This is a genomic window from Gimesia fumaroli (assembly GCF_007754425.1).
GTDB classification, from domain to species: Bacteria; Planctomycetota; Planctomycetia; order Planctomycetales; family Planctomycetaceae; genus Gimesia; species Gimesia fumaroli.
This window is the reverse complement of the sequence record NZ_CP037452.1, coordinates 4,571,334-4,596,599: the sequence shown is the minus strand read 5'-3', so window position 1 is coordinate 4,596,599 and position 25,266 is coordinate 4,571,334. Positions and strand designations below refer to the sequence as shown.

General features: G+C 51.4%; 18 protein-coding genes. 9 read left to right on the top strand and 9 right to left on the bottom strand.

Annotated elements, in window-relative coordinates:
• Window positions 1-88: 88 nt before the first annotated feature.
• From Enr17x_RS17300 to Enr17x_RS17290, 3 genes are all read left to right on the top strand, one after another.
• Window positions 89-2,155, top strand: a complete 2,067-nt coding sequence (locus tag Enr17x_RS17300; RefSeq protein WP_145314053.1) for an FAD-dependent oxidoreductase — start codon at window positions 89-91, stop codon at window positions 2,153-2,155.
• A gap of 181 nt (window positions 2,156-2,336) precedes the next feature.
• Window positions 2,337-4,775: a DPP IV N-terminal domain-containing protein gene (locus Enr17x_RS17295; RefSeq protein ID WP_145310857.1), complete on the top strand. Its 2,439-nt coding sequence runs from the start codon at window positions 2,337-2,339 to the stop codon at window positions 4,773-4,775.
• Window positions 4,776-5,233: 458 nt separating this feature from the next.
• Window positions 5,234-5,647: a hypothetical protein gene (locus tag Enr17x_RS17290; RefSeq protein WP_145310855.1), complete on the top strand. Its 414-nt coding sequence runs from the start codon at window positions 5,234-5,236 to the stop codon at window positions 5,645-5,647.
• 107 nt (window positions 5,648-5,754) lie between these two features.
• Here the strand turns inward: Enr17x_RS17290 and Enr17x_RS17285 are convergent, their stop codons facing one another.
• Window positions 5,755-6,876 carry an aminotransferase class I/II-fold pyridoxal phosphate-dependent enzyme gene (locus tag Enr17x_RS17285; RefSeq protein WP_145310853.1) on the bottom strand — a complete coding sequence of 374 codons (1,122 nt, stop codon included), beginning with the start codon at window positions 6,874-6,876 and terminating at the stop codon, window positions 5,755-5,757.
• 239 nt (window positions 6,877-7,115) lie between these two features.
• Here Enr17x_RS17285 and Enr17x_RS17280 point away from each other — a divergent pair, with 239 nt between their 5' ends.
• Together Enr17x_RS17280 and Enr17x_RS17275 are read left to right on the top strand one after the other, a co-directional pair.
• Window positions 7,116-7,853, top strand: a complete 738-nt coding sequence (locus Enr17x_RS17280; protein WP_232100757.1) for an SGNH/GDSL hydrolase family protein — start codon at window positions 7,116-7,118, stop codon at window positions 7,851-7,853.
• 151 nt (window positions 7,854-8,004) lie between these two features.
• On the top strand, window positions 8,005-8,937 hold the full coding sequence (locus Enr17x_RS17275; RefSeq protein ID WP_145310851.1) for an SMP-30/gluconolactonase/LRE family protein: 933 nt from the start codon (window positions 8,005-8,007) through the stop codon (window positions 8,935-8,937).
• Between the two features lie 33 nt (window positions 8,938-8,970).
• Here the strand turns inward: Enr17x_RS17275 and Enr17x_RS17270 are convergent, their stop codons facing one another.
• The 4 genes from Enr17x_RS17270 to Enr17x_RS17255 all read right to left on the bottom strand — a co-directional run bounded on the left by Enr17x_RS17270 (window position 8,971) and on the right by Enr17x_RS17255 (window position 13,744).
• The gene (locus tag Enr17x_RS17270; RefSeq protein ID WP_145310849.1) at window positions 8,971-10,194 is read right to left on the bottom strand and encodes a M12 family metallo-peptidase; all 1,224 of its coding nucleotides are present in this window, start codon (window positions 10,192-10,194) and stop codon (window positions 8,971-8,973) included.
• Window positions 10,195-10,459: 265 nt separating this feature from the next.
• Window positions 10,460-11,875 carry a sulfatase family protein gene (locus Enr17x_RS17265; protein WP_145310847.1) on the bottom strand — a complete coding sequence of 472 codons (1,416 nt, stop codon included), beginning with the start codon at window positions 11,873-11,875 and terminating at the stop codon, window positions 10,460-10,462.
• 164 nt (window positions 11,876-12,039) lie between these two features.
• Window positions 12,040-13,374 carry an outer membrane protein assembly factor BamB family protein gene (locus Enr17x_RS17260; protein WP_145310845.1) on the bottom strand — a complete coding sequence of 445 codons (1,335 nt, stop codon included), beginning with the start codon at window positions 13,372-13,374 and terminating at the stop codon, window positions 12,040-12,042.
• Window positions 13,375-13,405: 31 nt separating this feature from the next.
• Window positions 13,406-13,744 carry a zinc ribbon domain-containing protein YjdM gene (locus Enr17x_RS17255; RefSeq protein ID WP_145310843.1) on the bottom strand — a complete coding sequence of 113 codons (339 nt, stop codon included), beginning with the start codon at window positions 13,742-13,744 and terminating at the stop codon, window positions 13,406-13,408.
• 381 nt (window positions 13,745-14,125) lie between these two features.
• Between Enr17x_RS17255 and Enr17x_RS17250 the strand changes: the two genes are divergently transcribed.
• Window positions 14,126-14,548 (top strand): beta/gamma crystallin-related protein, encoded by a 423-nt coding sequence (locus tag Enr17x_RS17250; RefSeq protein ID WP_145310841.1) that lies wholly within the window; start codon window positions 14,126-14,128, stop codon window positions 14,546-14,548.
• A gap of 164 nt (window positions 14,549-14,712) precedes the next feature.
• Here the strand turns inward: Enr17x_RS17250 and Enr17x_RS17245 are convergent, their stop codons facing one another.
• Window positions 14,713-16,038: a PQQ-binding-like beta-propeller repeat protein gene (locus Enr17x_RS17245; RefSeq protein WP_145310840.1), complete on the bottom strand. Its 1,326-nt coding sequence runs from the start codon at window positions 16,036-16,038 to the stop codon at window positions 14,713-14,715.
• A 286-nt stretch (window positions 16,039-16,324) separates the two neighbouring features.
• Between Enr17x_RS17245 and Enr17x_RS17240 the strand changes: the two genes are divergently transcribed.
• On the top strand, window positions 16,325-16,804 hold the full coding sequence (locus Enr17x_RS17240) for a hypothetical protein (protein ID WP_145310838.1): 480 nt from the start codon (window positions 16,325-16,327) through the stop codon (window positions 16,802-16,804).
• 12 nt (window positions 16,805-16,816) lie between these two features.
• Here the strand turns inward: Enr17x_RS17240 and Enr17x_RS17235 are convergent, their stop codons facing one another.
• The gene (locus tag Enr17x_RS17235) at window positions 16,817-17,992 is read right to left on the bottom strand and encodes a hypothetical protein (RefSeq protein ID WP_145310837.1); all 1,176 of its coding nucleotides are present in this window, start codon (window positions 17,990-17,992) and stop codon (window positions 16,817-16,819) included.
• 333 nt (window positions 17,993-18,325) lie between these two features.
• Between Enr17x_RS17235 and Enr17x_RS17230 the strand changes: the two genes are divergently transcribed.
• The gene (locus Enr17x_RS17230) at window positions 18,326-18,841 is read left to right on the top strand and encodes a DUF6985 domain-containing protein (protein WP_232100756.1); all 516 of its coding nucleotides are present in this window, start codon (window positions 18,326-18,328) and stop codon (window positions 18,839-18,841) included.
• 216 nt (window positions 18,842-19,057) lie between these two features.
• Here the strand turns inward: Enr17x_RS17230 and Enr17x_RS17225 are convergent, their stop codons facing one another.
• Together Enr17x_RS17225 and Enr17x_RS17220 are read right to left on the bottom strand one after the other, a co-directional pair.
• Entirely contained in the window at window positions 19,058-20,437 is a 1,380-nt protein-coding gene (locus Enr17x_RS17225; RefSeq protein ID WP_145310833.1) for a sialidase family protein, read from the bottom strand.
• Between the two features lie 93 nt (window positions 20,438-20,530).
• Complete coding sequence (locus Enr17x_RS17220; RefSeq protein ID WP_145310831.1) at window positions 20,531-22,003, bottom strand: aldehyde dehydrogenase family protein; 1,473 nt, start codon at window positions 22,001-22,003, stop codon at window positions 20,531-20,533.
• A 534-nt stretch (window positions 22,004-22,537) separates the two neighbouring features.
• On the opposite strand from Enr17x_RS17220, the gene Enr17x_RS17215 reads away from it, so the two are divergent.
• Window positions 22,538-24,958, top strand: coding sequence for a fatty acid cis/trans isomerase (locus Enr17x_RS17215; protein ID WP_198000636.1), 2,421 nt, complete (start codon window positions 22,538-22,540; stop codon window positions 24,956-24,958).
• Window positions 24,959-25,266 lie beyond the last annotated feature (308 nt).

The window sequence follows — 25,266 nt, the reverse complement described above, 5'->3', positions numbered from 1 at the left end:
CTTCCCAGAACGATTCAGAATTTCCTTTACCCTCGTGCATGTGCCCTTTTCATAAGAATATTCACTGACGATTTAAAGACGATTTATGATGAAGAAACGATTTGTTCTCGCGCTTGCCTTTCTATTGCTGATACTGCCGACCTGCCTCTTTGCTCAGAAACCAGAGCAGCAAGAGGTGACTCGGGCCGATGTGGTAGTTTATGGTGCCACGCCCGGTGGGTTTTGTGCTGCGATTGCCGCGGCGCGCGAAAAGGCTTCGGTGATTCTGCTTGAGACAACCGATCATGTTGGCGGATTGAATACCGGGGGATTAAGCTTCAGCGATTCAAATCAAATCGTTCGCAGTACTGTGATGGGGCTGTTCGATGAATGGCACAGGCGCATTGAGAAAGACTATGCGGATCGGGGCGTCAAACTGCCTTACAGTGTCGGCGTGAAAGATCAGAGCAAATGGACCTACGAGCCGCATGTGGCGATGCGAGTTACTCGGAACATGTTGCGGGAAGCGAACGTCAAGGTTCTCACGAAACGCGATCTGCAGTCAGTGAAGAAGCAGGGAACGCGGATTACGGAACTGGTCACCAGCGATGGCACGTTCGCGGCGAACGTGTTTGTCGATGCGACCTATGAAGGTGACCTGATGGCGGCGGCGGGAGTCAGCTGGACGATTGGCAGAGAAGGCAAGGCGGAATTTGGCGAGTCGCTGGCAGGGAAACGTTACCCCAAGAAAAAAATGGACATCGATGGTTTTGGCAGCTTCTTTAAGCCGCTGCCGTTTATCACCACCACGGATGCCGGCCCGGAAGAGGCCGGTGATTCCAACGTGATGGTCTACAGCTTCCGACTTTGTCTAACCGGAGATCCTGCTAACCGCGTGCCTTTTCCCGAGCCCGCGAACTACGATCCTGCCCGCTTTGAACTGGTGCGACGCTATGTGAAAGCCGGAGGCCGTGTCGGCTGGGATCTCTATCCGCTACCCGGCAATAAATTTGACGGTAACAATTCGATCGGCGGACAATTCTCGCTCGGTCTGGTCGGAGCCTGTAATGGCTGGAGTGAAGCCGACGCGGCAGGACGGGCTGAAATCTGGGAAGCACACAAGCAGTACACGCTGGAGTTTTATCATTTCCTCACCACAGACCCGGCTGTGCCTGAATCTATTCGAAATAAGTATGCCCGGCTGGGATTATGTAAGGACGAATTTCCTGAATACGGGCACTTCTCACCGGCGCTGTATGTGCGCGAGGGGAGACGGATGCGGGGCATGTATGTGCTCAGTCAGAAGGATATTCTTGAACAACCGGAAAAGGACGATCCGATTGTGATCTCTTCATTTCCCATTGATTCACATGACTGTCAGCGTGTCGCGCTGAAAGGGGGCGGCGTCATCAACGAAGGAACGATTTTTCCCGTCAGGAGATCCAGGCCCAAACAGGGCTATGCGTATCACGTTCCTTATCGCTCGATTCTGCCTCGCCCTGATGAATGCACCAACTTACTTGTTCCGGTGGCGCTGTCCTGCACGCACGTCGGGATTTCGTCGATTCGAGTTGAGCCGACCTGGATGATTCTCGGCCAGAGTGCCGGCATTGCAGCCGCGATGTCGGTGCAGGAAAACGTGCCTGTGCAGGAACTGCCTTATCCCAAACTCCGCAAGCGACTGCAGGCACAAGGTCAGGTACTTGAGCTACCTGTCATTGCTCCCGAACCGCCGATGGTCAAGTCGATTGCTGCAAAGACGCTGCCCGGCATTGTTCTGGACAACACCAAAGCGAGTCTTTCTGATGGCTGGGTCCGCTCTACCAATTTCAAACCCTACATTGGAACGGACTATATCCACGACGAAAAGAAAGGCGACGGAAACGCGGTCGCCACCTTTCGTTTCAAGGCACCTAAGGCGGGACGATACCAGCTTCTGATGGCCTATTCGGCACATGAAACGCGTGGAAAGAATGTGCCTTTGACCGTGAGTTGCGGCTCCAGTAAAACCACATTCACTGTCGACCAGACCAAACCGCTGCCACAGGGAAAGCACTTTCGGCCCATCGATACGGTCTATCTGTCGGGAGATGCAGAAACGACGATTACTATCACGAATGCAGGCACAAATGGATTTGTGATTCTGGATGCGATCCAACTCCTGCCCGTTCCCTGAATGGAACGTGAAGTGACCGATCAAGTACTTCTCGATACCAGGCAATGGACACAAGTGGGGAGCAGGTTATATATTAGAGACTCTGTCCCCCTTTTTCTTTCCATTAATGCCAATTTTAATCCTGTGCGTGAAAGTCGGCAAGAAAAGAATAAATCTTTGGAACCAGGATTGAGTCAAATTTATGATACGATGTGCTCTGCTTACTTGTGTTCTGGTCTTTTCAATCCTGCATCAAGTCGCAGCACAGCCAATTAGGCTGAATTGGGCACAAGATGGCAATCGATGCTGGTTTCGAGTCGACAAGGATTACTTCGTTGTCAATGTTCAAACACGCCAATGCACACCGGCCTTCGACAAGCATCGGCTTGCTAAAGCAGTGTCGAAAGTTCTTCAACAGAAAGTATCGTCAAAAAACAGCGTAGTCGAGCAGATTGGTTTCACCGAGTCGCAGCAGCAGCTCCTGTTAAAGATTCGTGGTGCCACATGGCTCCTGAAATTACCGGAATATGAATTGATTACTCCAAAGAACGAAGATCCTCTGTCCCATGATCGGCGGTTGTTTCTACCGGCGCGCAACAGTAAAGCAGGTGGAGCTTCCACCACAATCGTGATTCACAATCGACTGAGTGAGCCGATCAAGGTCTACTGGGTCAGTCCCTCCGGTGAGAAACGATTGTACGGAAGCATCGAAGTCGATCAGGAATGGGAACAACATACTTACATCGGTCACGCATGGTTGCTTCGCAATACGTCGGAGGAGGACCTGGGGTGTTTCATCGCCCGAGGCAATGATTCTTGGAACATCGATCCAGGCGCGCTGAAAGAACTTCGTCACGATACCCCACGCCGACCACGAGCAAAAAAGCGATACAAATCCACGTCACCTGACGGGAAATGGACGTGCTTCGTACAGAATCATAATCTGTGGATTCGCCAGGACGAGCGCGAGATTCCGCTGACTTCAGATGGGACTCCGGACAATACCTTTCAATTCAGTGAGAGTGAAGTCCCGCGCGTTGAATGGTCTCCTGATTCCAAATATCTATTGGCATTTCAGACAAAACGTGTGCCAGAACGTGAAGTACATCTCATCGAATCGTCGCCTTCCGATCAATTGCAACCACGGGTTAAGAGCTACACCTATCGCAAGCCAGGGGATAAATTACCCCAACAGACCTTACGACTCTTTGCGATGCCGAGCAAGAAAGAAATTCCGATCTCGAATCGCCTGTTTGAAAATCCCTGGACTTTACGATTTCGCGGCTGGTCAGAATCGGGTGATTGTTTCTGGTTGCATTACAACCAACGCGGACATCAAATGCTGCGTGAGTTAGAAGTTACCGCCGTTGACGGCGCCGTCAAGCCGATCATTGAGGAATCGAGCGAGACCTTCATTCATTATTCTAACCCCGGCAAACTGGTCTTTAAATCATTAGGAGACGAAGAAATCCTCTGGGCGAGTGAGCGGAGTGGCTGGAACCATCTCTATCGTTATCGTCGCGATACCGGTCAACTTTTAAATCAGATGACAACGGGTGACTGGAATGTGAAACGGATCGAAAAAATTGATCCTCAATCGAAACAAATCTGGTTTTACGCAGTCGGAGTCCACGAAAATCAAGACCCTTACCACGAACACTTTTGCCGCGTCAATTATGATGGCAGTCAGTTCCAGATCCTTACAGATGGAGATGGCACGCATCAGATTCAATTTGAACAGGAAGATAAGTTCTTCGTCGATACGTATTCTCGGGTCGATTTAGCTCCGGTTTCCGAATTACGTGATAGTCAATCGGGCGAACTCATTTGTGAACTGCATCGTGATGATACTGCAACAAAGTTCGGCAAGCGACGTATGACGGAACGGTTCGTTGCCAAAGGACGCGACGGGAAGACTGATATCTGGGGGATCATTCATTGGCCGCTTGAGTTTGACCCGAACAAAAAGTATCCGGTGGTGGAAAATATCTATGCCGGGCCTCATGACCATCATGTGCCTAAGGCATTTCGACCCCAGTATCGTTACCAGCATCAAATTGCTGACGCGGGAATGATCGTGGTACAGATTGATGGCATGGGAACGGCCTGGAGATCAAAAGCGTTTCACGATGTTTGTTATAAGAATCTCCGCGATGCGGGGTTTCTGGATCGGATTGCCTGGATCAAAGCAGCGGCAGCGAAATATCCGCAGATGGATATTTCCAGAGTAGGCATCTATGGAGGTTCAGCGGGAGGCCAGAACGCGATGGCGGCTTTGCTCTGGCATCATGATTTTTATAAGGTCGCTGTTGCCGATTGTGGCTGTCATGACAACCGGATGGACAAGCTCTGGTGGAACGAGCAGTGGATGGGCTGGCCTGTTGATGGGAGTTATGTCGCCAGTTCCAATTCCGCAAACGCCCATTTGCTCGAGGGGAATTTAATGCTGATTGTAGGGGAATTGGATCACAATGTGGATCCTGCCAGCACGACGCAAGTGGTTCACCAACTCATCAAACACAACAAGGACTTCGAATATGTGCTGGTGACGGGAGTGGGACATGGTTCCGCTGAAACGCCGTGGGCGTCGAGGAAGCGTTTGAACTTCTTGAAGGAGCATCTTCGGGTTAATGAAAAGTAAGCCGGAAGTAACAACCTGAGGATTGGTCTAGCCACTTTCTGGCCATTCCTTAATAGAAGAGGAGTACTTGCTGCCAACAAGATGCAATTTCAACTTATTAACATCAGTTATTAAGAAATGGTAAAATGAAGTATTCGTATTTACTCAACTGGTGTGCCCTCATGTTTGTATGGTTCACAGGATGTGAGCAGAGGGAAAATGTACTGATAAATAGCCCCTTTGGAATCCCGGAAAAAATTAAAAAGAAGCAAGTTGGTAAGTGGGAGGCTTCAAAAGCCAGGTTACTTCGATCCGGTAAGCAGCCAGCAGTTATTATCAATGCGAAAAGAGCGATTTACGAATTCAGTGATGGTTCAGATAATTTTACGACACCTGTGACTGCATTCTCCGATTCAGAATCTGGGAGTATCTGGGTGGGACCTGAACAGAGTGGATACCTGTAGATTGAAAATAAAATTTTGGGTTTTTTTGTCATCCAACATCGAATTCTTTGGACTGAGAGTATTCTGGATCATGCCTCCAAATCGACTTTAACCGATATCACAAATATCACCAATCGTTTTGAGAAAGATGTCACGGGCGGCTCTTTTTATCTGGATGCGCACACAGCTAATAAAAGACGGACAAACTTGATGGATATAAACAAAGATTCAATCGTGTTTGGAAATGGTTATGGTAGTTCCGGAGGTCCGAGGCCCATGGTGTCAGGATTTCAATGGGACAAAGATTTATTAAAGCTTAGTTTAACAGACCCGGAAAAAATGCATGAAGCGATCGTATGGATTGACGTGGAGTCCGGAGAGGTTAAGAAAACTGAGGAAAAACCGACAAAGCTTGGTGAAAAGTTACTCAAAGAGGCAATTGGTCAATAGAACAATAAGAGGGGGCAGCGATTCAATGTTTAGGATAGTCGCTGCCCCCTTAGATCGATCCTGGGATTTAAGGGGAGAGTAATTTTTGTGTTAGGTTCCTGCCTTTTTTAAAGATCTTCGGACGATATTGAGTGCAGGAATGTCTCAAGCCGGTTCAGCCCGTGTTTAAAGCCGTTTCTGCCGAGTCCGATTCGCAGTAATCGATCTGAGATTCCCATGACTTCGCCGGGAACCAGCAGCACGCGCTGTTTATCGAGCAGACGCTGGCAGAATTCCCTGCTCGGGAAAGACGTCTTTTGCTCAACGGCGGCCATCGAGCCTGCCTGGGGCGGATGCAGTTCGAGGTGATTCTCGTGACGTAAACAGAACGACTGCAGCTGCTTTAAATTCTGCACAATACGCTTTCGATTACGTGAGAGAATTTCGACGCGATGTTTCATCGCTTGCGTCGCCAGCATCTGGCAAGGCGTGTTGGTCATTTCTGTGGTGTAGTAGCGATATTCTTGCGCGTGTTTGAGCACAATCCGGTTACGCGTCGCCAGCCAGCCGATTCGCAAGCCACCTAGCCCCAGGGTTTTCGAGACACCGGTGACCGAGACGGCTTTGTCATAAAGATCGCATGCAGCGGGCAGGAGTGGAGTACCCGGTTGCTCCAGCATGCGGAACTGTTCGTCACTGAAGATCAGGGCATCATACCGCTGGGCTGTTTCCACGATGGCTTTGAGTTCGTTTTCTGAGATCATCTGCCCGGAGGGGTTGTGCGGAAAATTAAAAACGATGAGTTTCGTCTGTTCGTTACAGAGATCAATGAGAGACGAAACATCGAATTCATGCGTGATCTCGTTAGTGGGACGCCACTCGATGATGCGGCAGCCAATGGCTTGTGCGGTTGCTTTCAGCGAATTGAAAATCGGAGCCTGGATCACAACTTCATCGCCCGTATTCAAATTCGTTCGCATGAATGTATAGATGGCTTCACTCGCGCCACCAAAGATCAGTACGTCGTCTTGTTTGAGGGAGGTGTATTGATCGGCGACACTCTGTCTTAGTTCCTCCAGACCAGCGAACGAGCCATAACCGAGTGGGAAATCAGCAAACGCTTTTTGCTCTGCATCGCTCAGAATATCGGAAACTGATAATGGTTCGCAGTCAGAGTGGCTGAGCGAGATGTCAAAACGGTCTTCCGCGGCAGCAAACCATTGAACGAGAGGAAAAGCGGGGAGTTCCATATTTCAATCGAGGCTCGCTATTAGAGTTGCTTCCTGGAATAACTTAATAAAGAACGATCCTTAAGAGCGAACCGTTTGCTCGCCGGTATTGACATTTCATTTGAACAAAAGGTTCGGGCAGGCTCATTCACTTCAAGTCATATCCAAGCTATACTGGAGGACGCAAGACTTATGAAATGAAAGACGGCGCCTTTGGGGAATTGCTGGCACACTAGTCGCGTTTTTAGAAAGAACAGCAAATGATGAAATATATGCCTGGTAAAGTAGGTTCTCTTGACGAATTGGCCTTGATGGGATCTGTTTTAATCAGTGTTATTCTAATTGGTACTTTCAGCACCAATGTCCGGGCGGACGAACCCCAGGCGACGGGCAAGTATCTGAAAATCTTGTTCCTGGGAAACAGTATCACCCTGCATGGCCCGGCACCAAAGATTGGCTGGAAAGGGAACTGGGGGATGGCCGCCAGCGCCCCGGAAAAGGACTTTGTCCACATCGTGACCGGTGCACTTGCCAAATCGTCGGGAGCAACGCCGAAAACGCTGGTCAGGAACATTGCCGCTTTTGAACGGCAGTACGCGACCTACGACCTGAAACAAAACCTGAAAGAGGCGTTTGCGTTTCAGCCTGATCTAGTTGTGCTGGCGATTGGAGAAAATGTGCCCAAGCTGGAAACAGAGGAAGCGAAAGCACAGTTCAAGGCCAGCGTTGATCAACTGCTCAAGGAACTGCAGACTGATAATCAGCCGACGATTATCGTGCGGAGTTGCTTCTGGCCCAACCCGGCGAAAGATGCAGCGCTGCGTCAGGCCTGTCAACAGGCGGGCGGGATGTTTGTGGACATCAGCAGTCTTGGAAAAGAGGAATCGAACTACGCGCGATCGGAACGAGACTTTCAACACGCCGGCGTCGCCGCCCATCCCGGTGACAAAGGAATGCAGGCGATTGCAGATGCGATTTTGAAAGTTGTGCAGCCCTGATTTTTGTGTGGTTGATCGAATGGATGTTTCCAGACACCTATATTTCTACGACGATTATGTCAGATACTTCCCTGTCGCATTTAATTTAGTTATTTTGTCTTTCACAGCAACCCTGTATCTTCAAAACGATTCACACTAGGAGAAACCACTCATGAAAGCGTTCTTTGTGATTACCATCGGAGCGATGTCACTGCTGGGCAGCAGCGCACTGGCCCAGGACTCAGCGAAAACATTTGAGGCGGGAAAGCCGCTGGAGGCCGTCAACGAAGCCGGGAAATTCGTGCCGATTTCGGACAATGTTAAGGTGTATGGCAGTTTTCGTTTTGCCGAAAGTTGCGTTTATGATCCGGTACGGAACCTGATTGTGGTCATGAATGCCGGCGTCCCGCAAAACATGCAGAAGAACGACGGTTACGTCTCTTTGCTGAATCCCGACGGTTCGGTCCACACGACAAAATGGATCGGGGCAAGCCGGAAAGGGCTGACCCTGAATCATCCACTGGGCACCGCGATTCATAACGGGACCCTTTACACGGCCGACATCGATGTGGTTCGCACCTTCGATCTCGCCTCAGGCAAGCCGGGGCGTGCTTATCCCGTGAAAGGTGCTACCTTTCTCAACGGAATCGCCGTCAATAAAGACGGAACGATCTTTGTTTCCAACTCGAAACCGGAGAGCCGCGTCTATAAAATCACTGCGAACGGCGACGTTTCCCTGTTCGTGGACGGCAAGCCACTGGATATCCCGAACGGCGTGGCCATTGATCAGGACGGGAATGTCGTGGTCGTCAATGTTGGCAACAATGATGTGATGACCTTTGATCCCGCCAATGGGAAACTGCTGCGTACCGAACATGCTGCAGAAGGGGGCAACGACGGTCTGGTGATTCTTCCCGATGGCACCAAGTACGTGAGCAGTGTCCGGTTTGGAAGTGTCTCTAAGATCCGTCCCGGAAAGCCAGCGAAGGTCATTGCCTCCGGAATCCCCAGTGCCGCCTCGATGGGCTACGATTCCAAACAGAAGCAGTTGATCATTCCCATGAACAACAACAACGCCGTGGCATTTATCAAGTTGAAGGATTGAGAACATTTCCGCTGCAGCGTTTTATTAGAATGACTATTTGAAACCAGCAATGCGAGATGCAGTATTGTTGAGGGATCTTGCATTGTTGTGTTTATTCGCTGAGCCTATTGAATCCCCGTTATATGTTGTGTTTGGGTTTGACCAGAATCGTTTTCGTACACACCCCCCAGGGCAGTTATATGACATGATCGTACGCCACTGCTTATCCTTATTGTAATATCCGTGCCCGTACATAAAAGGTGTATTAGTTGAATCAGCTTCTGGGTTGTGTCGGGCACCTTGCAGGTGTCCGATTTCGTGTCCGAATGAGTAATACCCTGTGGCACAATCATAGTGGCAAATAGCAAATGCCGTACTCGCATTTGCGTATATTGTTTTAGCTCTGCCGCAAGCTTGATCATCATTGATCAGCATGACAACAACATCTGCTTTTTTGCGGTTGCGTAACGAGTGTACGCCATCGATGTGACCATCTGAAGTAGCCGCAAGTCTATCGACATCCGTCTTGAAAGATCCTGATTCTGTGTAGGATACCTTTCCTTGGTGAACTAAGCGAAGCGAGGCGTTTATTTTGCTGTATTCATAAGACTTATTGGTTTCTTCAATAGCAAGGTCAATCAATGATGGGACATCGGTTAGTACGTTCGCTACAGCTGGAGTGTAGACTACCATTACATCGATGTGATACGACATATTTGTATCCGAGAGATTATTTTCTTCGATTTTGTCACCCGCCTGTTTTTCTTCTATAGAGATTGCTCGCTGGGCTTCCTCAAATTCAGGTGGATGGTCAGGAGGAAACTTTGAATCATTCCGTTTGATAAGGGCGTGAAGACCGCCGCTAAGGGGGCGAAGCGAAAAGTGTTGGTTATTAATGCGAATGGTCCCAGTAACATTATCGCCTCGCTTAATAAACGTGACATCATTTACTTCGTCATTTTGCTTAGCTGACCAGATAGTTTTATTTTTTGTGGTCGTTACATTTGATCGATCAAGGGTTACGTTCAACTCCTGGTTGAGGTTCATGACTACTTGATCGTCAGCGAATCTTGCAGCATCCAATTTTACGATAGTGACGTTTTCGTTCCACTTCTTAGATTTGAGAGATGCTATTAAGGATGACTGTTTTTCCGTCAAGTCGGTTTTTTTTGTGTCCATGAAGTGAAACAGTTTTTGGGGAGGCGCAGCAGCGACTGCATGGGCGGCAAGTTGAAGCACTAGGAGAATAAGTGGAATACAGATTCGATAGATAGCCATGAGTCATCTCCAGCCTAATAGATTTTGCATGCTGCCTGGGTTGGGAGGATTACAGTTTTATTCCCAAAATGTATCTTGTTTCGAATGCTTACTCCGCTTGTGTGGTCAAATGTATTGGATGTGGTCAAAAGTGTATTGTCAAGTGCGTTTTGTATGAAATAGGGGTAATGCAGAGTAATCCCTATTCAAAGTCTCTTGTTTTTGGGACCAAGCTATCTCAAGTTTCTTCTGGAATTCAGAATTCAGTTCGCTGGCATCTTATGCTTCAATTCGTATAAGGCACCGTACCTGTTTTCGGGTTGACCTTGTAACCAAACTGGTCAATGTACTTGCTGCCATGCAGAAACTGGTCTCCCTGGACGGCCAGTTTTTTCTTTAGTGCTGCATCGAGTCGAGCCTGTAGCGGGGCTGACTTGGGATCATTGCAGAGATTGTTCTGCTGATACGGGTCTGTCTGGTTGTCGTACAACAACCAGGGGCCGTTGAGGTCGCGCACGTAGGTGTAACGGGCGGTTCTCAGGCCCCGATACTCTTTTCCGCCCCGGCTCCGCTGCCATTCACCGAAGGGGGAGGGGCAGGTGATGACCGTCGCCCCATCGGACGGATTTTTGCCGCCGCGCAGATAGTCGCTGTAATCAAGCCCTTCCACCGTTTTGGGGATTGTGAGTTCGCACAAGCCTAACAGCGTCGGCATCAGGTCTTCCGAATTGATGGGCGAATCAACCGTGCGGCCTTTCCCATGCTGCGCACCGCTCAGCCGGAACAGCATTGGCACTCGCAGTGATTCGTCCCACGGTTTCTGTTTGCGGATTTGTCCGTGGGAGCGCAGCATGTCGCCGTGATCGGAGGTGAAGACCACGATGGTATTTTGGTCGATGCCTGCTTCTTTGAGGGTCGCCATCAAGTCGCCGACACAGTCGTCCAGCGCAGTACAGTGGGCAAAGTAACCGGCGAGTTCTTTTTTCGCGGCGGCCTGCTGGTCTTTCGGTACATTGGGACGTAACTTGATTTTCTCCGGTTGATACAGTCGCTGGTACTCCGGGGGAGCCGTATGGTACGGATTGTGCGGAGAGCCGTACGACATGACCAGCAGAAACGGCTGACCCGCTTTTGACTGGTCACGGATGTACTGCCGGGCCACCCGCGTCTGGGCGAAGGCGTCATAACCTTCCCAGGTCTGTCGTTCGGGCGAGTCGCCGTAGTAGAACGATTTGTTGTAATTATGCGTGCATTCCAGCGCTCGCCAGAACTGAAATCCCTGTCGACGCTCGGGCGGTGTGAACGCCGTGCGGCCCCGGCCATCGAGGTGCCATTTCCCGATGAACCCGGTCGCATAGCCCGAACCGGCCATCACCTCGGCAATCGTGACGGATTTCTCCGGCAGTTGCACATCGTTCAGAAACACTCCGTGCGTCAACGGCCGCTGACCGGTCAGCAATGAGGCCCGGAAGGGACAACAGACGGGACACCCGGAAACGGCATTTTTGAAGTTGACACTCTGTCGTGCGAGTTCGTCGATGTGCGGCGTCTGAACCTGCTCATTCCCGGCATAACCGAGCGAAGGCGCCCGCCATTGATCGGTGAGGATGAATAAAATATTAGGCTCTGTTTTTTCCGCCTGGACCCCGTTGGGAGAAAACAGACAGCCGATCAGAATGAAAACAAAAAAACGAACCTGCATGCGCGGAGTCCTTATCAAAAATGCTGTGCCTGCGGCCCAGACACAACGGGTCTAGTTATTATATATGTTGAAGATTAATTATCATTCAACGTCCACCCTGATTGCAACGCCAACTGCGCGAACGAGTAAAAATGTCCTGAGACTTCGATTCTCTCTGGATACTGCTATTTTTTAGTGTGAATACAGAAAAGCTGACTTCCTGTCCTGAGAATTAAATACTCGTTGACGAGCGCCGCTCCGTACAGAGTCGGTCGTGAGAACATGGCTGCGGAACGCTGGCGTTGGCCTGTTTCTTTTGCTTGGGGGACGTTATTGACCGGCGGTGCTTCTTCGGTCCAGAGCTTGTTTTCCGTGACGACTTCGAATTCGGCGCCTGCTTTCAGCACGGTTGTCGCGCCGTTCTTGCCGAAAAAGTAGATGTGATCGCCCAGGCCGACCGGCGTCGCCCAGCAGGATTCCTGGATGCGGTTCGTGTAGGCGGGCTTACCGGTTTTCAGATCCAGGCAGTAAACCACACCTGCGCGATTGACCCAGTAGGCATACCCCTGATACGCGATGGGCGTGGCCCAGGAGGGAACCGGGCTGGAGTCGGTCCAGACAAATTCATTCTGCCATTTGTCGCCTTCTTGTCTGACTTTAAACAGGCCGTTGGACTGTTTGGCCAGTTGCTCGTTCTCTCCGGAGCGACCAGGAGAAGCACCAACCAGAAAGCTTCCATTGCCGACGGGAAGGGGGCTGGTTTTATTGTTGCCGCCCACTTGGCCAAAGGACCAGAGCCGTTTTCCTGTCGCGGGATCATAGCCTTCGAGGCTGCCTGCAGAGCTGCAGACCACCTGTGAAGTTTTACCCACGGGAACCAGCATCGGTGAACTCCAACTGACGCGGCTCTTGCGATCTGTTTTCCATAGTTCTTTGCCATCGGATTTGCTCAGCGCGGTCAGGTACGACGGACCTTCGTCGTCGATCAGAATAATGACGCCCTCTTTGGTCTGCACTGGTGAGGCGGACAAGCCGAATTTATTTATGGGAGCACCATAGCGTTCCGTTAGTGAAGCGGTCCACTGGAATTTACCATCATGCGAGACGGCGACCACATCACCACTTTCGAAGTAAGCGTAGACGCCATTCTCATCCAGGACCGGAGTTGGCGCGGCGCGACTGATGTAAACGGTGTTCTTTTCCGGATAGGTCGAGGGCTGTGTATGAATCCAAAGTTGTTTGCCAGTTCTAATGTCATAACAGACGATGTGCAGTTTTTCTTTATTCGGCCCCTCGACCGATGTGACATAAACCTGGTTGTTCCAGATCACTGGGCTCGATTGCCCATAACCGGGAATATCAGATTTCCAGGCCATGTTTTCCTGGGGAGACCAGGCCGTCGGAATCGACTCCGCAGTGACTTTGGATGCATCCGGCCCCAGAAAGCCGGGCCACTGATCCTGAGCTTGGATTTCCGAAGTGATGCAAAGTAGCAAAAGTACTGTGATTTGATGTTTCATGATTCATTCCTGTTTTATTCTGCCAGCGATGCTAAGCCTTCTTCACGAATTCTGATTTGAGTCCCATGGCGCCGATGCCGGGGATTTTGCAGTCGATGTCGTGATCGCCTTCGACCAGGCGGATGTTTTTGACTTTCGTGCCGACCTTGACGACGGTGGACGAGCCTTTCACTTTCAGGTCTTTGATGACGGTGATGGTATCGCCGTTTTGCAGTTCGTTGCCGTTGGCGTCTTTGACGACAGGGCCGGTGGGAGCATTCTCTGCGTCTGTCTGGCTCCATTCGTGCCCGCACTCGGGACAAACCAGCATGCCCCGGTCTTCGTAGGTGTATTCAAAGTGACATTCCGGGCAGTTTGGTAAATCGCTCATCTCAATTCCTGTAGCTTAAATGATCCGTCTCTCCTGGCCGATTGCACGCCCGGCACCGCGTCTCGCTAAGATAACGTTTCAGGGCGCTTAAGCATAGTCAGCATGAATGGGAGAACAAAAGCATGAGTGGAATGTTTTATATTGGATTGGAAGCCTGAAAATGAAGTTGGTAGAAAAAGTTTGTCGATATTTTCACATTCCAAAATTAAAACCTACTGCTTGGTTATCTTGAGCATTAAGTAATTAAAAATAGAAAAAATGATCGACTAGGAGAGGGGCTTACGGTTACTAAGTAGCTCCTATTTAAATAGCAGTTTCTTGGCAAGTACCAACAACATCCAATCAACTTATTTTCCAAACTAGAATTATGAGGATTTTACCATGACAACGGATCTTCCCATTTCGGATCTTTCTTCTGGCAATGGTTGCATACCAGACCTACTTGACTTTGATCCTCCGAAGCCAATCCAACCATTAGGAACTTTAACACATTCGGATAACCAAACGCGAGGGGATTATGCTTCAGCAGGAGCTGATACTTTATCGCTACCTCAAGTTCAAATTTACCAACATATTGACTTTGGTGGGCGCAGTGCAATTACTTCATTAAATTGGCGATATGTTGGTGATTGGTGGAACGACAAAATATCGTCAATCGTGATTTACCGTGGTCGTTGGCGTTTCTACCAGCATTCAGAGTACAGAGGCGCTTATTGGGACTTGGGTGTTGGACAATACCGATGGGTTGAAGATGCTAATATTCCAAATGACATCATCTCCTCATTTAAATTCATTGGTTATTGATAAAAACGCGATCTGTGCCAATGTATTGTTTAGAAAGTAGATCGAGGGCATGGCTCCCTTTTGTCGTGTCGCAGACTACGGACGACATGTAATATAAAAAAGTCAGGTCTCAACGAAGCGAGACCTGACTTTGAATTAAAACTGGCTTAACGAGTATGTGGCGGCTATGTGTCTTCCTTGATGTCATAGCAGAACAGCAGGTCCTGGTCGCGGAGGTAGAGCTTGCCGTTGGAGATCACCGGGCGGGCCCAGACTTTGCCGAGGAGGCTCTGTTGTTTGGTCCGTTCCGGAATCGTGAAGCGGCCCGTTTCTTTGAATTCTTTGGAGTTCGCTTCAATGCAGACCAGTTCTCCATCGTCCTGGGTGAAACAGTAAATGTGACCGTCGGCCGCGATCACACAACCCGCGGGAGCAGCGCGGCCTTCCATCCAGACGCTTTCGCCGGTCTTTAGATCCTGACAGACCCAGCGACCGCGAGCGCTGGTTTTTCCAGACCAGCCGTAGATCTTACCGTCTATCAGAACCACGCCGCCGTGGTGGTTGCTCATGGTTTTGTTCTTGTAGAGCACCTTGGCGGTGAACTTGTCACCCGCTTTATTCACTTCAACGAGTCCGCAGCCGGCGTCGTAATCGCAGGTCGTATAGACAAGGTTGCCCGAAACGATGGGAGTCGGAATGACGGCGATTTCATTGACAGGTACTTCAGCCGTCCAGAGCAGTTTTCCGTCGGAAGCGCGGACACCTGCCAGCTGTTTTGCGGACAACACGACATATTGTTTGACGCCACCGAAGTCCGCAATCACGGCGGAGGAATAGCTGCACGCATCGGTCAGTTCTTTGGACTGCCAGACCAGTTTGCCGGTCGCGGCTTCGAGGGAGACGACGGTTCCCTGATCTCCGCCCGGTGTGCAGATGACATGCTTGCCGTCAACCAGGGGGGATTCACAATAGCCCCAGGTGTTTTCCGGTTTGCCGCGGGCACCACTGAGGGAACTGCCGAACGCTTCCCGCATGTTGACCTGCCAGAGGATCTTGCCCGTTTTCTGATCGAGGGCAAATAGATCGCCGTTACCGCCGATGCCGAACAGCCGACCGTCCGCGATGGAAGGAGTACTCCGCGGGCCGTGCCCCCATTTGGAAAGCATGATGCCTTCTTTGTAGTTCGTGACTTCGGTTTTCCAGAGCTGTTTGCCGTTGGGATCCAGCGCGAGGGCGAATTCGACATAATCGCCGTTCTCCTGTTTGTCGGCTCCCAGCAGATAGACATCGTCATTCACGACAGCGGGAGCAGAGTAGCCGATCCCGCAGTCTTTAAACGACCAGGCCGGTTTGAAGTCAGCGGGGAAGGTCGAACGCAGACCGGTCTCGGGGGAAATCGAATTTCGGTTGGGTCCCTGCCACTGAGCCCAGTCGGCCGCCTGTACGGAAACAGTCGCAAGTAATAATAAAGTCAGAGGAACGGTCCACAAGGGGCGCGTAAAACTTGGCATGATGAAATTGGTTCCTGAAATTAGAGCGGGTCGGTTTGAGTCGCTTCTCGGAGGGAAGGTCGTGCTTCTCTCTTATTTTGACTGACTTCGATGAGCAGGTCCAGTGTTCGGGAACGGAAGAGGCGGATTTCTGGTCGATCGATTGAGCGAAATGCAGGCGTTTTATTCGTGGAACGGTAGGGACTACCACGAAAAGCACGAAAACACACGAAAAAATCTGTCGAGGATCGTGTAAAACAGGTAACATCGAGTAGGGCGAACAATTGAAGCGGTAAGGAATGAAGATTTGAATACAGAATCACAATATGTTTCATCAGGCCTGCATCGGCTCTTCGCTGCGGTGGGCCTGTTGTGTTTTCTGTACGCGTTCTCTTACTGGTTGGTGGGGCATGGTTCGTCTTCGAGATATAACCCCGACGGTACCCTGGTCAATACAGTGTTGGCCCCGGTCGCTCTAGGGCCGGTGTTTCTGATCTGGCAATGGATTCGCATCCGCCGCCCCGAACCTGCGGTGCTGCTGTTAACTGGGTATGGAGTCGGCTGGCTGTTCCTGTGGATCGTCGCGGCGTATACGAGGCTGGGGCTTGCCTTAATACCGTTGATGCTGGTCGCTTCGTTGATTGTATTTTTGTACGCAACGATTCTCTTCAGCCAGGAACTCCGCAGCCGCCGCTTCGCGCTGATCCCCATTTTGGCAACCACAATCACATTGTTCGCCAGCGGACAGGTGCTGGTGAGTCTGACGCTGGTACCTGTTGAGATTTGAGGATGGGTAGGGTTACTGTCGACCGTCAGTCGCCGGTCGATGGTCCCAGCTGTTGCTGTAGAATGAGTTGAACATCATTCGGTCGGTCTGGTGCATGAGTTGGAAATTGTTCCAGTCGCTGCCGTAGTCCACTTGATCGTAATACTCCTGGGCAACACGTTCTGCCTCGGCCGCTTGTTCGGCTTCCAGCCATTGCCGGTATTCTTCGATTTCCTGCTCACGAATGGAGTGGCGGATCAATAAGCTGTCCAGCTGAAACTCCTGGTCGGCCCGAATCAGATCGGCTTTGGCGGTCAGTACTTCAAACTCCGCGATCAGTGAGTTTATGGTTTTGGTACGTCGTTCTCGCTGCTTTTGTTGAAATGCCTCAATAGACGCGATCAGAGCAGCACTCTGCCGTTTCATCTCTTCGGCCAATTGCTCTTTTCGTTTCAGCTCTTTGTAAAGCCGGGAGTAAATTTTCAGTTCCGCGACATAGGCATCAATTTCATCTTCCAAAGCAAACGTTTCTGGTACTCGATCTGCATCGGACAAGCAGAGATTTCTGATCGACAGGCTGAACGCTAACGATTCAATTCGATTTCGTCCCCGCTCGACAAATTCCAGCGCCTGGACGATTTCCGTCCTTTTGTGGAATTTAACCCAGCTGTTTCCCACGGCATCCAGCTCATCAGCGAGTTTTCTGACCTTCGTTTTCTGGAAGACCAGGAGCTTTTTGGAATCATTGAGCAGGCCACGAAAGGCATTCTCAATCTGTTTCCCTTCCGACGTGGTGTCGAGAGCCCCTTTCGATGTGATCACGACAATGATCCGGGCTTCCGAAGTGATCAGTTTCTTGTCGCGGATCGGATGAACCTTGATCAGGAAATTGTTCGCGGAATCCAGCTGTTGGCGAAAGTTCTCCAGCGTCGCTGGCTTGTCTGCAACAGCTGTGATGGCAATCTGATTGGCCTGGAAGGTGACCGGTTGCCCCGTTTCGAAATCCAGCAGTTTGTAAATGGACTTCATACGACTGACCACCATTTTGACAATCAGGATTTTCGTGCCGGATTTTTTAAGGGTGACTTGGCCGATCCTCTTCGGCAGTCCCCCTTTTTGGAGTTCACTGATCGGAATCAGTTTTTCGGCCCGAGCGTTCGTGGTCAGTGTCAATGCGAGAAGAATCAGCAGGGTAACTCGAGGACTCATAATAGGAATTCGCAGAAAACAGGGAATCAGAAAGAAGGGCCGGGAACGTTCTCTGTTCGAGTCGCGAGCTGCAATCGACAAGCTCATTGTTAAGTGCAGCTTTAGACTCGTAAGACAACATCGTACCGATTCAAAATCTTGAAGAAAAGTGGCACTGAAAGCGAACCATAAAAAAAAAGAATTGCGAAGAAATGATGAATTAATACTTGCCAGGAAAAGAATAAGTTGCCTCAAGAGAATTGACTTTTTATCTGTGATAATCGCAAGCCACCGGCTATGCTGAAGTAGTTCGCGAAGTATCAAATCCAGGAACCTATGATCGATGAAATCCTGATGAGCCAGTTTTTACAGAGTTTCAAATTGCACGAAGTCGGATATCTGATCTGGGAGACCGAACGTCCCGTCATGCGAGACGCGCGATCCCGATTTGATCTGTCTGTCTACTCCTGCTGGGAAGAGGAAGACGAAGATCCCGCTGGTTTTGCAGTCACCATGGATCGTATCGAAACTGACGCCGACAAAGCCCGTTACGAGGCCGCGTGGAACTACCTGATAGAGAATTGCGATACCGTGGAACAGATCTTACGCGCGGAGTTACTGGCGCATCACGAACTTGGCTGGTCAGGTTTTCAGAGCGATCGCACAGAAGATACGGATGGCTGGGAAGAAATACGTGATCTCGTCGACTGGGATTCCCCCGCGGCAATTGATTCCCTGTATGGGTTATACGAAATCAGCATTGGTCCCGAGATTCGTGATGACTGCGCTGTCTTGACCTTTTACTTTGCTTCCAGTTGGGATACAGAACACGGCGTCGAGATTTCTCTTCATCGTGACAGTGTTGAATAGTACGAACGGTTCTTACCAAAGACGTTAACCGGGGCTAACGCTCTGCGGCTAATGAGTCTTTACTGCGTTCAATGTCTCTGTAACTTAGGGACCTGTTCAATCTCGGTGTTTGTTAATTGATACTTGATCATGTTGTAGTCCTTGGCAACACAATTAGAACCTTTAACACCGGCGGCTAATGCCGGCCCGCTGGCTATGATGAGGTCGTGAATTCGTCTACCGCTCGACGGTAATCTTCCGGCACAAAATCGTCTTGCGTTTGACGCCGTTCTTGTCGGGGTAGTAGAAGTCGCTGTAGAAAATCAGGGCGCTGTTTTTGTCGAGGGGGATGATTTCGGGATTGTTGCATGAGCCGTCCCAGTCGTGGAAGGTGGGGTCGGCGACTGGTTTGTTCGCCAGGCTGCTACGGTCGTCGGGCGTCATGACTACCAATGGTTCGGTCCATTTGGTGCCGCTGTCGTTGAGAGCGGCGCGGACGAAGGTTCCCGGGCGAGCGTAACAAAGCAGGGTGACGCCGTTCTCAAGGGTACAGAGCCGGGGGAGAATACCGACGTTGTCGAACTTGATCGGCTTGGACCAGGTGTGGCCGCCGTCCGTCGAGCGAGTCATATACATCGGGTCCCACTCTTTGCCGGTGTAGGAATACCAGGTCGAACGCAGGAACCAGACGATGGAGCCGTCGGGCATGAATTCGAAATCGCTGTCACTGAAGCCGCCGCTCTTGTAGGGGAACTCGTGACCGTCGGCCTCGTATTCCAGATGGGCGCGGCGCTGGAATGATTTCCCGTTGTCTTCCGAACGAAAGATTTCGGCTGAGTAGTAGGGGCTGTATTGTCCATTCGCGGGATTGAGATGGCCTTCGCCCGAAAAGACGCTGACCCAGATCGCGCCGTCGGGACCGATCTTGGGATTGCCACGGGGGAAGATCGACTTCAGAATCTTTTTACCACTGCGGCTGACATGCACCACGCGCGTCAGAAAAGGCCAGTCGACGGAAGCATGTTCCAGCTTCGGTTCGGTTTCACCTTTGGGAATGCGAAACAACGTCCATTCTTTTTTCGACAGATTGGCTGGGAGACGATCGGCGTTAAAAGCATAGATCGTTGTGCCTCCCATCCAAAAGGTCATTCCGTCGGGGACCGGCAGCGTACCCGGTTTCGCCTGTTTCGAAAAGTCATAGGCGGGCGTGTATTTATTCCAGGGTGTGGTTTTGTAATCGCTGACGTCAATACCCGATTCCGGCGGCATATAGACCCGGTCGCCATTGGGAAGCACCAGGCCGCACTCTTGTGCGATGGACGCGTCGACCTCTTTCCACGTCTCCCCTTTGTCACGGCTCTCAAACCAGAGGGCCGTCGAACCGTAGTTGCTGATGTCGTCGTTTTTCACATGCACGGAAACGAGATACCGGTCCCCTACTTTGTAGGGCCGCGGAAACTGGTAGGGCCCCCAGATCTGTTCCTCGGGCCGAATTCCCCGCACGATAACCCGCGGTTCCCCCATCGTCAGCTTGATAGAGGCGGCTGTTTTCTCATCGGCGACAACACACTTCGCGGAAACGAGGATGAAGAACAAAGAACAGAAGAGGGAGCGCATGGTCGTTCTCATTTTCTAAGTGAGTGAATCAAACAGAAGCAGGCTGCAGTATAACCGCATCCTGCTCCTGTTGCATTTTTAAACTCGTGGCAATTACTCGGGCCAGGGAGATTTCTCTGTCGCCAGTGAATAGATGACAGATTTCGAATTACAGAATTCGTGGGCCGCTTCGATGAAACCGAGTTCTGCTCCGAAGCCACTTTTCTTGTAACCGTAGATCGGCACGTTGGGACGCAGGTAACCGCCGCCGTTGATCGAAATGCGGCCGGCCTGCAATTCGCGAGCAACCCGCAGCGCCCGTGTGCCATCGGTGGTCCAGATGTTGGCCATCAGACCGAAGTCGGAATCATTGGCGATGCGGATCGCTTCTTCTTCCGTTTTGTAGGTCAACACGCTTAAAACGGGGCCGAAGACTTCTTCTTTCGCGACGGCCATGTCTGGAGAGACCTGGTCGAAGATGGTCGGCGGATAGAAGCAGTCGAGAGGATCGTCGGAGACTTCCCCCGAAAGGACCAGGCGGGCCCCTTCCTGTTTCGCCTGTTCGACGCGGGTGCGAACGAAGTCGCAGTGCGTCGGCGTGGCGAGACAACCCAGGTGCATTTCGGGATCGGTAGGATCCCCCTGCTTCAGTCCTTTGGCTTTAGCGATGATCGCTTCCAGCAGTTCATCGTGCTGGCTTTCATGTACCAATAGACGAGAGCCGGCGACGCAGATCTGACCGAGGTGACAGAAAATACCGGTGATCACGCCATTGACGACGTGGTCTAGCGGTGCATCCGGGAAGACCACGCTCGGCGTCTTGCCCCCCAGTTCGAGTAGCACGCCTTTCATGCCCTCTTTGGCGGCTTCCATCAACTGGGCGCCGGTTTCATGGCGACCGGTGAAGGCGATTTTATTGATGCCGGGATGTTTCACCAGCGCCGTTCCTGCTTCCGCACCCGTTCCGTGAATCACATTGATCACGCCGGGCGGGAAGCCGACTTCTTCGGCCAGCTTCGCCAGCATCAAGGCAGACAGTGGAGAGACTTCGGATGGTTTCAGGACGACCGTGTTTCCGCAGGCGAGGATTGGTGCCAGCTTGATGGCGGCGTTGGTCAGCGGATAATTCCAGGGAACAATGGCCGCGATGACACCCATCGGTTCGCGGAACTGCATGGTTACGTTATCGGCGAGTCCCCCATAGGAGTGACCGGCGATTTTATCGGGAAGCCCGGCGTAGCTTTCCAGCATGTCGGCACCACAGGGAATGTCAAAGCCCAGTGTATCGCGAATCGGTTTGCCGATATTGAGCGTGTCGGTCATGGCGAGGTCTTCAGCCGCCTCACGTACCTTCTCGGCCAGCTTATACAGCAGACGTCCGCGCTCCAGGCCATCCATCCGCCGCCATTCGCCTTTGTCAAACGCGCGGCGGGCTGCGGTGACGGCAAGGTCGACGTCACTGGCATCGGCCATCGCAATTTCTGCCAGCGGTTCGCGGGTCGCCGGGTTGGTGATCGTCCAACTGGTGCTGGAATGACCGTCGATCCATTTTCCATCGATAAACATTTTTTCTGGCCAGGATGGCATACTCTCAGTTCCTTACGTTCAATTCGTGTCATGGGCTGTCGATGCGAACGATTTCGTTTTGTGGGATTGAAACAGGAATGCGTATTCCGAAAAGAATCGAAACACGTGGGAATGATTCTAAATCAGTGCGATGAGTAGGGCGGGAAAATGGTAGGGAAAACCCGGAAATCTATCGGCGTGATCAGTCCTGGTACAATCTCAATTCAAAGGGTTCCACATCGACAAGGAGGCGCTTTTAAAAGTTATCATTCTGAACTGACCAAAGTCAGGTCAGCGGCGAATCAGGTTCGTGTGAGAACAGGATTCGATCCTGAAAGGATACACGCCATGATAACCGGGCGAAAGTGTGCAGGGCAATAGTGGGCGGTTATTTGGAGGAGTGATAATGGGGCGACAGTTGGTTAGATAATCTCTGTGTGAATAAACTCGTGGGTTGACACCTTATTTATTCAGGTCTATCTTCAATTTTGTGCCGGGTGCTTGTCGACTGCGATCCGGAATTGATGTCTCGTAATGGAGTAGGGGATCAGAGCTTTGAAACTCAAGGTACACCACGCGGTTGTTGGATTGCTCATTCTGGTTGTGGCGGGTGCGATCGCCGGCAGTCTGCTCTGGGAGGAAGCACGCGTTGAATCAGCGTGGGGGCCGTTTGTTTATGTCCCACCCGCGTATCCGGAAACAACCGGCTCTGATCTCGATGGTGAATTCTATCTCGATAAGATTCAGCCGATATTTAACCGACGGTGTATTGTCTGTCATGGCTGTCTCGATTCACCCTGTCTGCTCAAACTCACTTGTTACGAAGGTTTACTCCGCGGTGCGCGGAAAGGGAACCCGGATGGCACACATCTGTTTGCCGAGAAGCCGGTCCGTCTGACTGACCAGCCTTCTTTAGCAGCCTGGCGTGAGCAGGGGTTTTGTCCGGTAGTGGAACAGGAAGGACCGTCGGCAGAGCGGCCCGCGAAGAGTATTCTGTTTCGGATGCTGGTCGCTGGCACCGAGCATAACCAGCCTCCCTTTAGTTTGAAGCCGGTACAGCCGGTTTACCAGGCGATTAACAAACATGTTTGTCCGTGCGAACAGGGGATCGACGACTATTTGAAGCAGCGACCGAAGGCGGGGATGCCGTTCGCGATGCCCGCGCTGTCGCCTGAGGAGAATCAACTCTTTTCCGAGTGGATCTCTGCCGGTTCGCCGGGACCGACGGCACGTGTGATGGCCGAGGTCGGGAAACTGGCACAGCCGGAAGTCATCGCTCGCTGGGAAGCGTTTTTGAATCAGGATGTTCCACTGTCGCCGTTGGTGAGTCGGTTTATTTTCGAACATGCATTTCTGGCGACGTTGCATTTCGACGAGTCGCCAGGCGAGTATTTCCGACTGGTCCGCTCCACGACGCCGCCGATTCAGGTCACGACGGACAAGGACGGCAAAGAAGTTGTCACAGCCAGTCCGGTTCACGAGATCAAGACGGCACGACCCTATGACACGCCTTACCTCAAGGGAGTCGACCAGTTTTACTACCGGTTGAAAAAGGTGACCGAATCTCGGGTGCAGAAGTCGCTGTTCCTGTGGAAGCTGAACGACTCTAAACTGAAGCGCCTCGACGAACTTTTTTTTCAAGTCGAACCGGTACCCGGGAAGAGCCTGAAGTCTGACTTTGCCAGTCACAACCCGTTCGAAGTCTTTCAGGCAATCCCTGCGCGGTCGCGGGCCCTGTTCATGGTAGAGAACTCTCACCTGATCGTCAGCGGCATGATTCGCGGGCCGGTCTGTGTCGGGAACCTGGCGACTTACGCCATTAAAGATAATTTCTGGGTCTTTTTTGTCGATCCCGCACATGATCCGTCCGTATTGAAGCCGGAACTCGGTCTGCAGTCGTGGAATGATTTCATGGGGTATGGCATCACGGGCAATGTCAAATACAACGATGCCTATAACCGGATGCTGGATAAATACAAACCGACGGGTTATGAGATCAACGACATCTGGGACGGGAATCAGAAAAACTCGAACGCCTGGCTGACCATTCTGCGCAATGAAACCAACGCGACCGTACTGCGGGGACGACAGGGGGGGATTCCGCCCACGTTCTGGCTGATCGATTACAGCGGCTTCGAGCGACTTTACTACTCGCTGGTGGTCAACTATGAATATTATGGCAGCGTCGAACAAAAGCTGTCTACCTGGGAATTCATGAGCCGGCTACGGCAGGAGTTTGAAGACAACTTTCTCCGGTTGCTCCCTGTGGATGAACGTCAGAGATATCGTGACCTCTGGACACGGGGCATCGGTCAGGAACTGCTGTTCCGAATGCCGTTTCCCGGCGAAAACGTCGGCAAGGGGCTCGAGGTAGAAGGGACGGACCCCATTTCAGGTGTGCTGGGTAAGATTCAACGCCGCTTCACGGAAGTGGTCAGCGGCCCACACGACCTGCTCAATCCCGGCAGGAAACCGGACGTCAAATTGTCCGATCCGATAGACGACTTCGCAGGCTGGGAAGCGGCTGTCTCCACGCTCACCATGCGGACCCAGCTCACGTTCACACGGTTTTTGCCCAGCAACACGTTTGTGCGTTTGACCAAAGGAAAAGAAAGCCGCGTCTACTCGCTGGTGGCGAATCGTTCGTATGCCTTTAACAACGTCGTGTTCGACGAAAACGGCGCCCGGCAACCCGAGCTGGATACAGTGAGTGCCTACCACGGACTCGTCGGCGACTTTCCCAATTTGATCATTGATCTGAAACTCGAAGACGCATCGGCGTTTCTCACAGAGCTCGACGCCGTTTCGACTACAGAGGAATGGACTGCCTGGAAAACGAAGTTCGGCACACTCCGCAACATGGCCGGCTTCTGGCCGCTGCTGGACTGGTTAACCGACTGGAATTTTTCGAATCGCCAACCCGACGCCGGCTACTTCGATTTGAAATATTACATGCTGCTCGATTCGATGCATTGACAGTTGCGGTTGCTGCGAGAAAAAAGACGAACCTCGTGCTTCTCCGGTCCAGCATATTTTATTGTGAAAATCGTGCGTCATCACATTCACTGTTGGCAAGCCACCAGTGCCACCGGACCGTCAGAAAATGAAAACAAACCTCGTAGGTTTTCCCTGCCGTGTGCCACTGATCGGTTTGTCCGACAGTCGCATCGTATCCAGGATTCCTGGATTATCTTAAGGGTGGGGGCGTGATCAGTGTAGGATATTCAGTTGCGTTGCTGCCGGTGGTATCTGGTAGGATTGGGGGGGCGGTGGGTTGTGTCCCG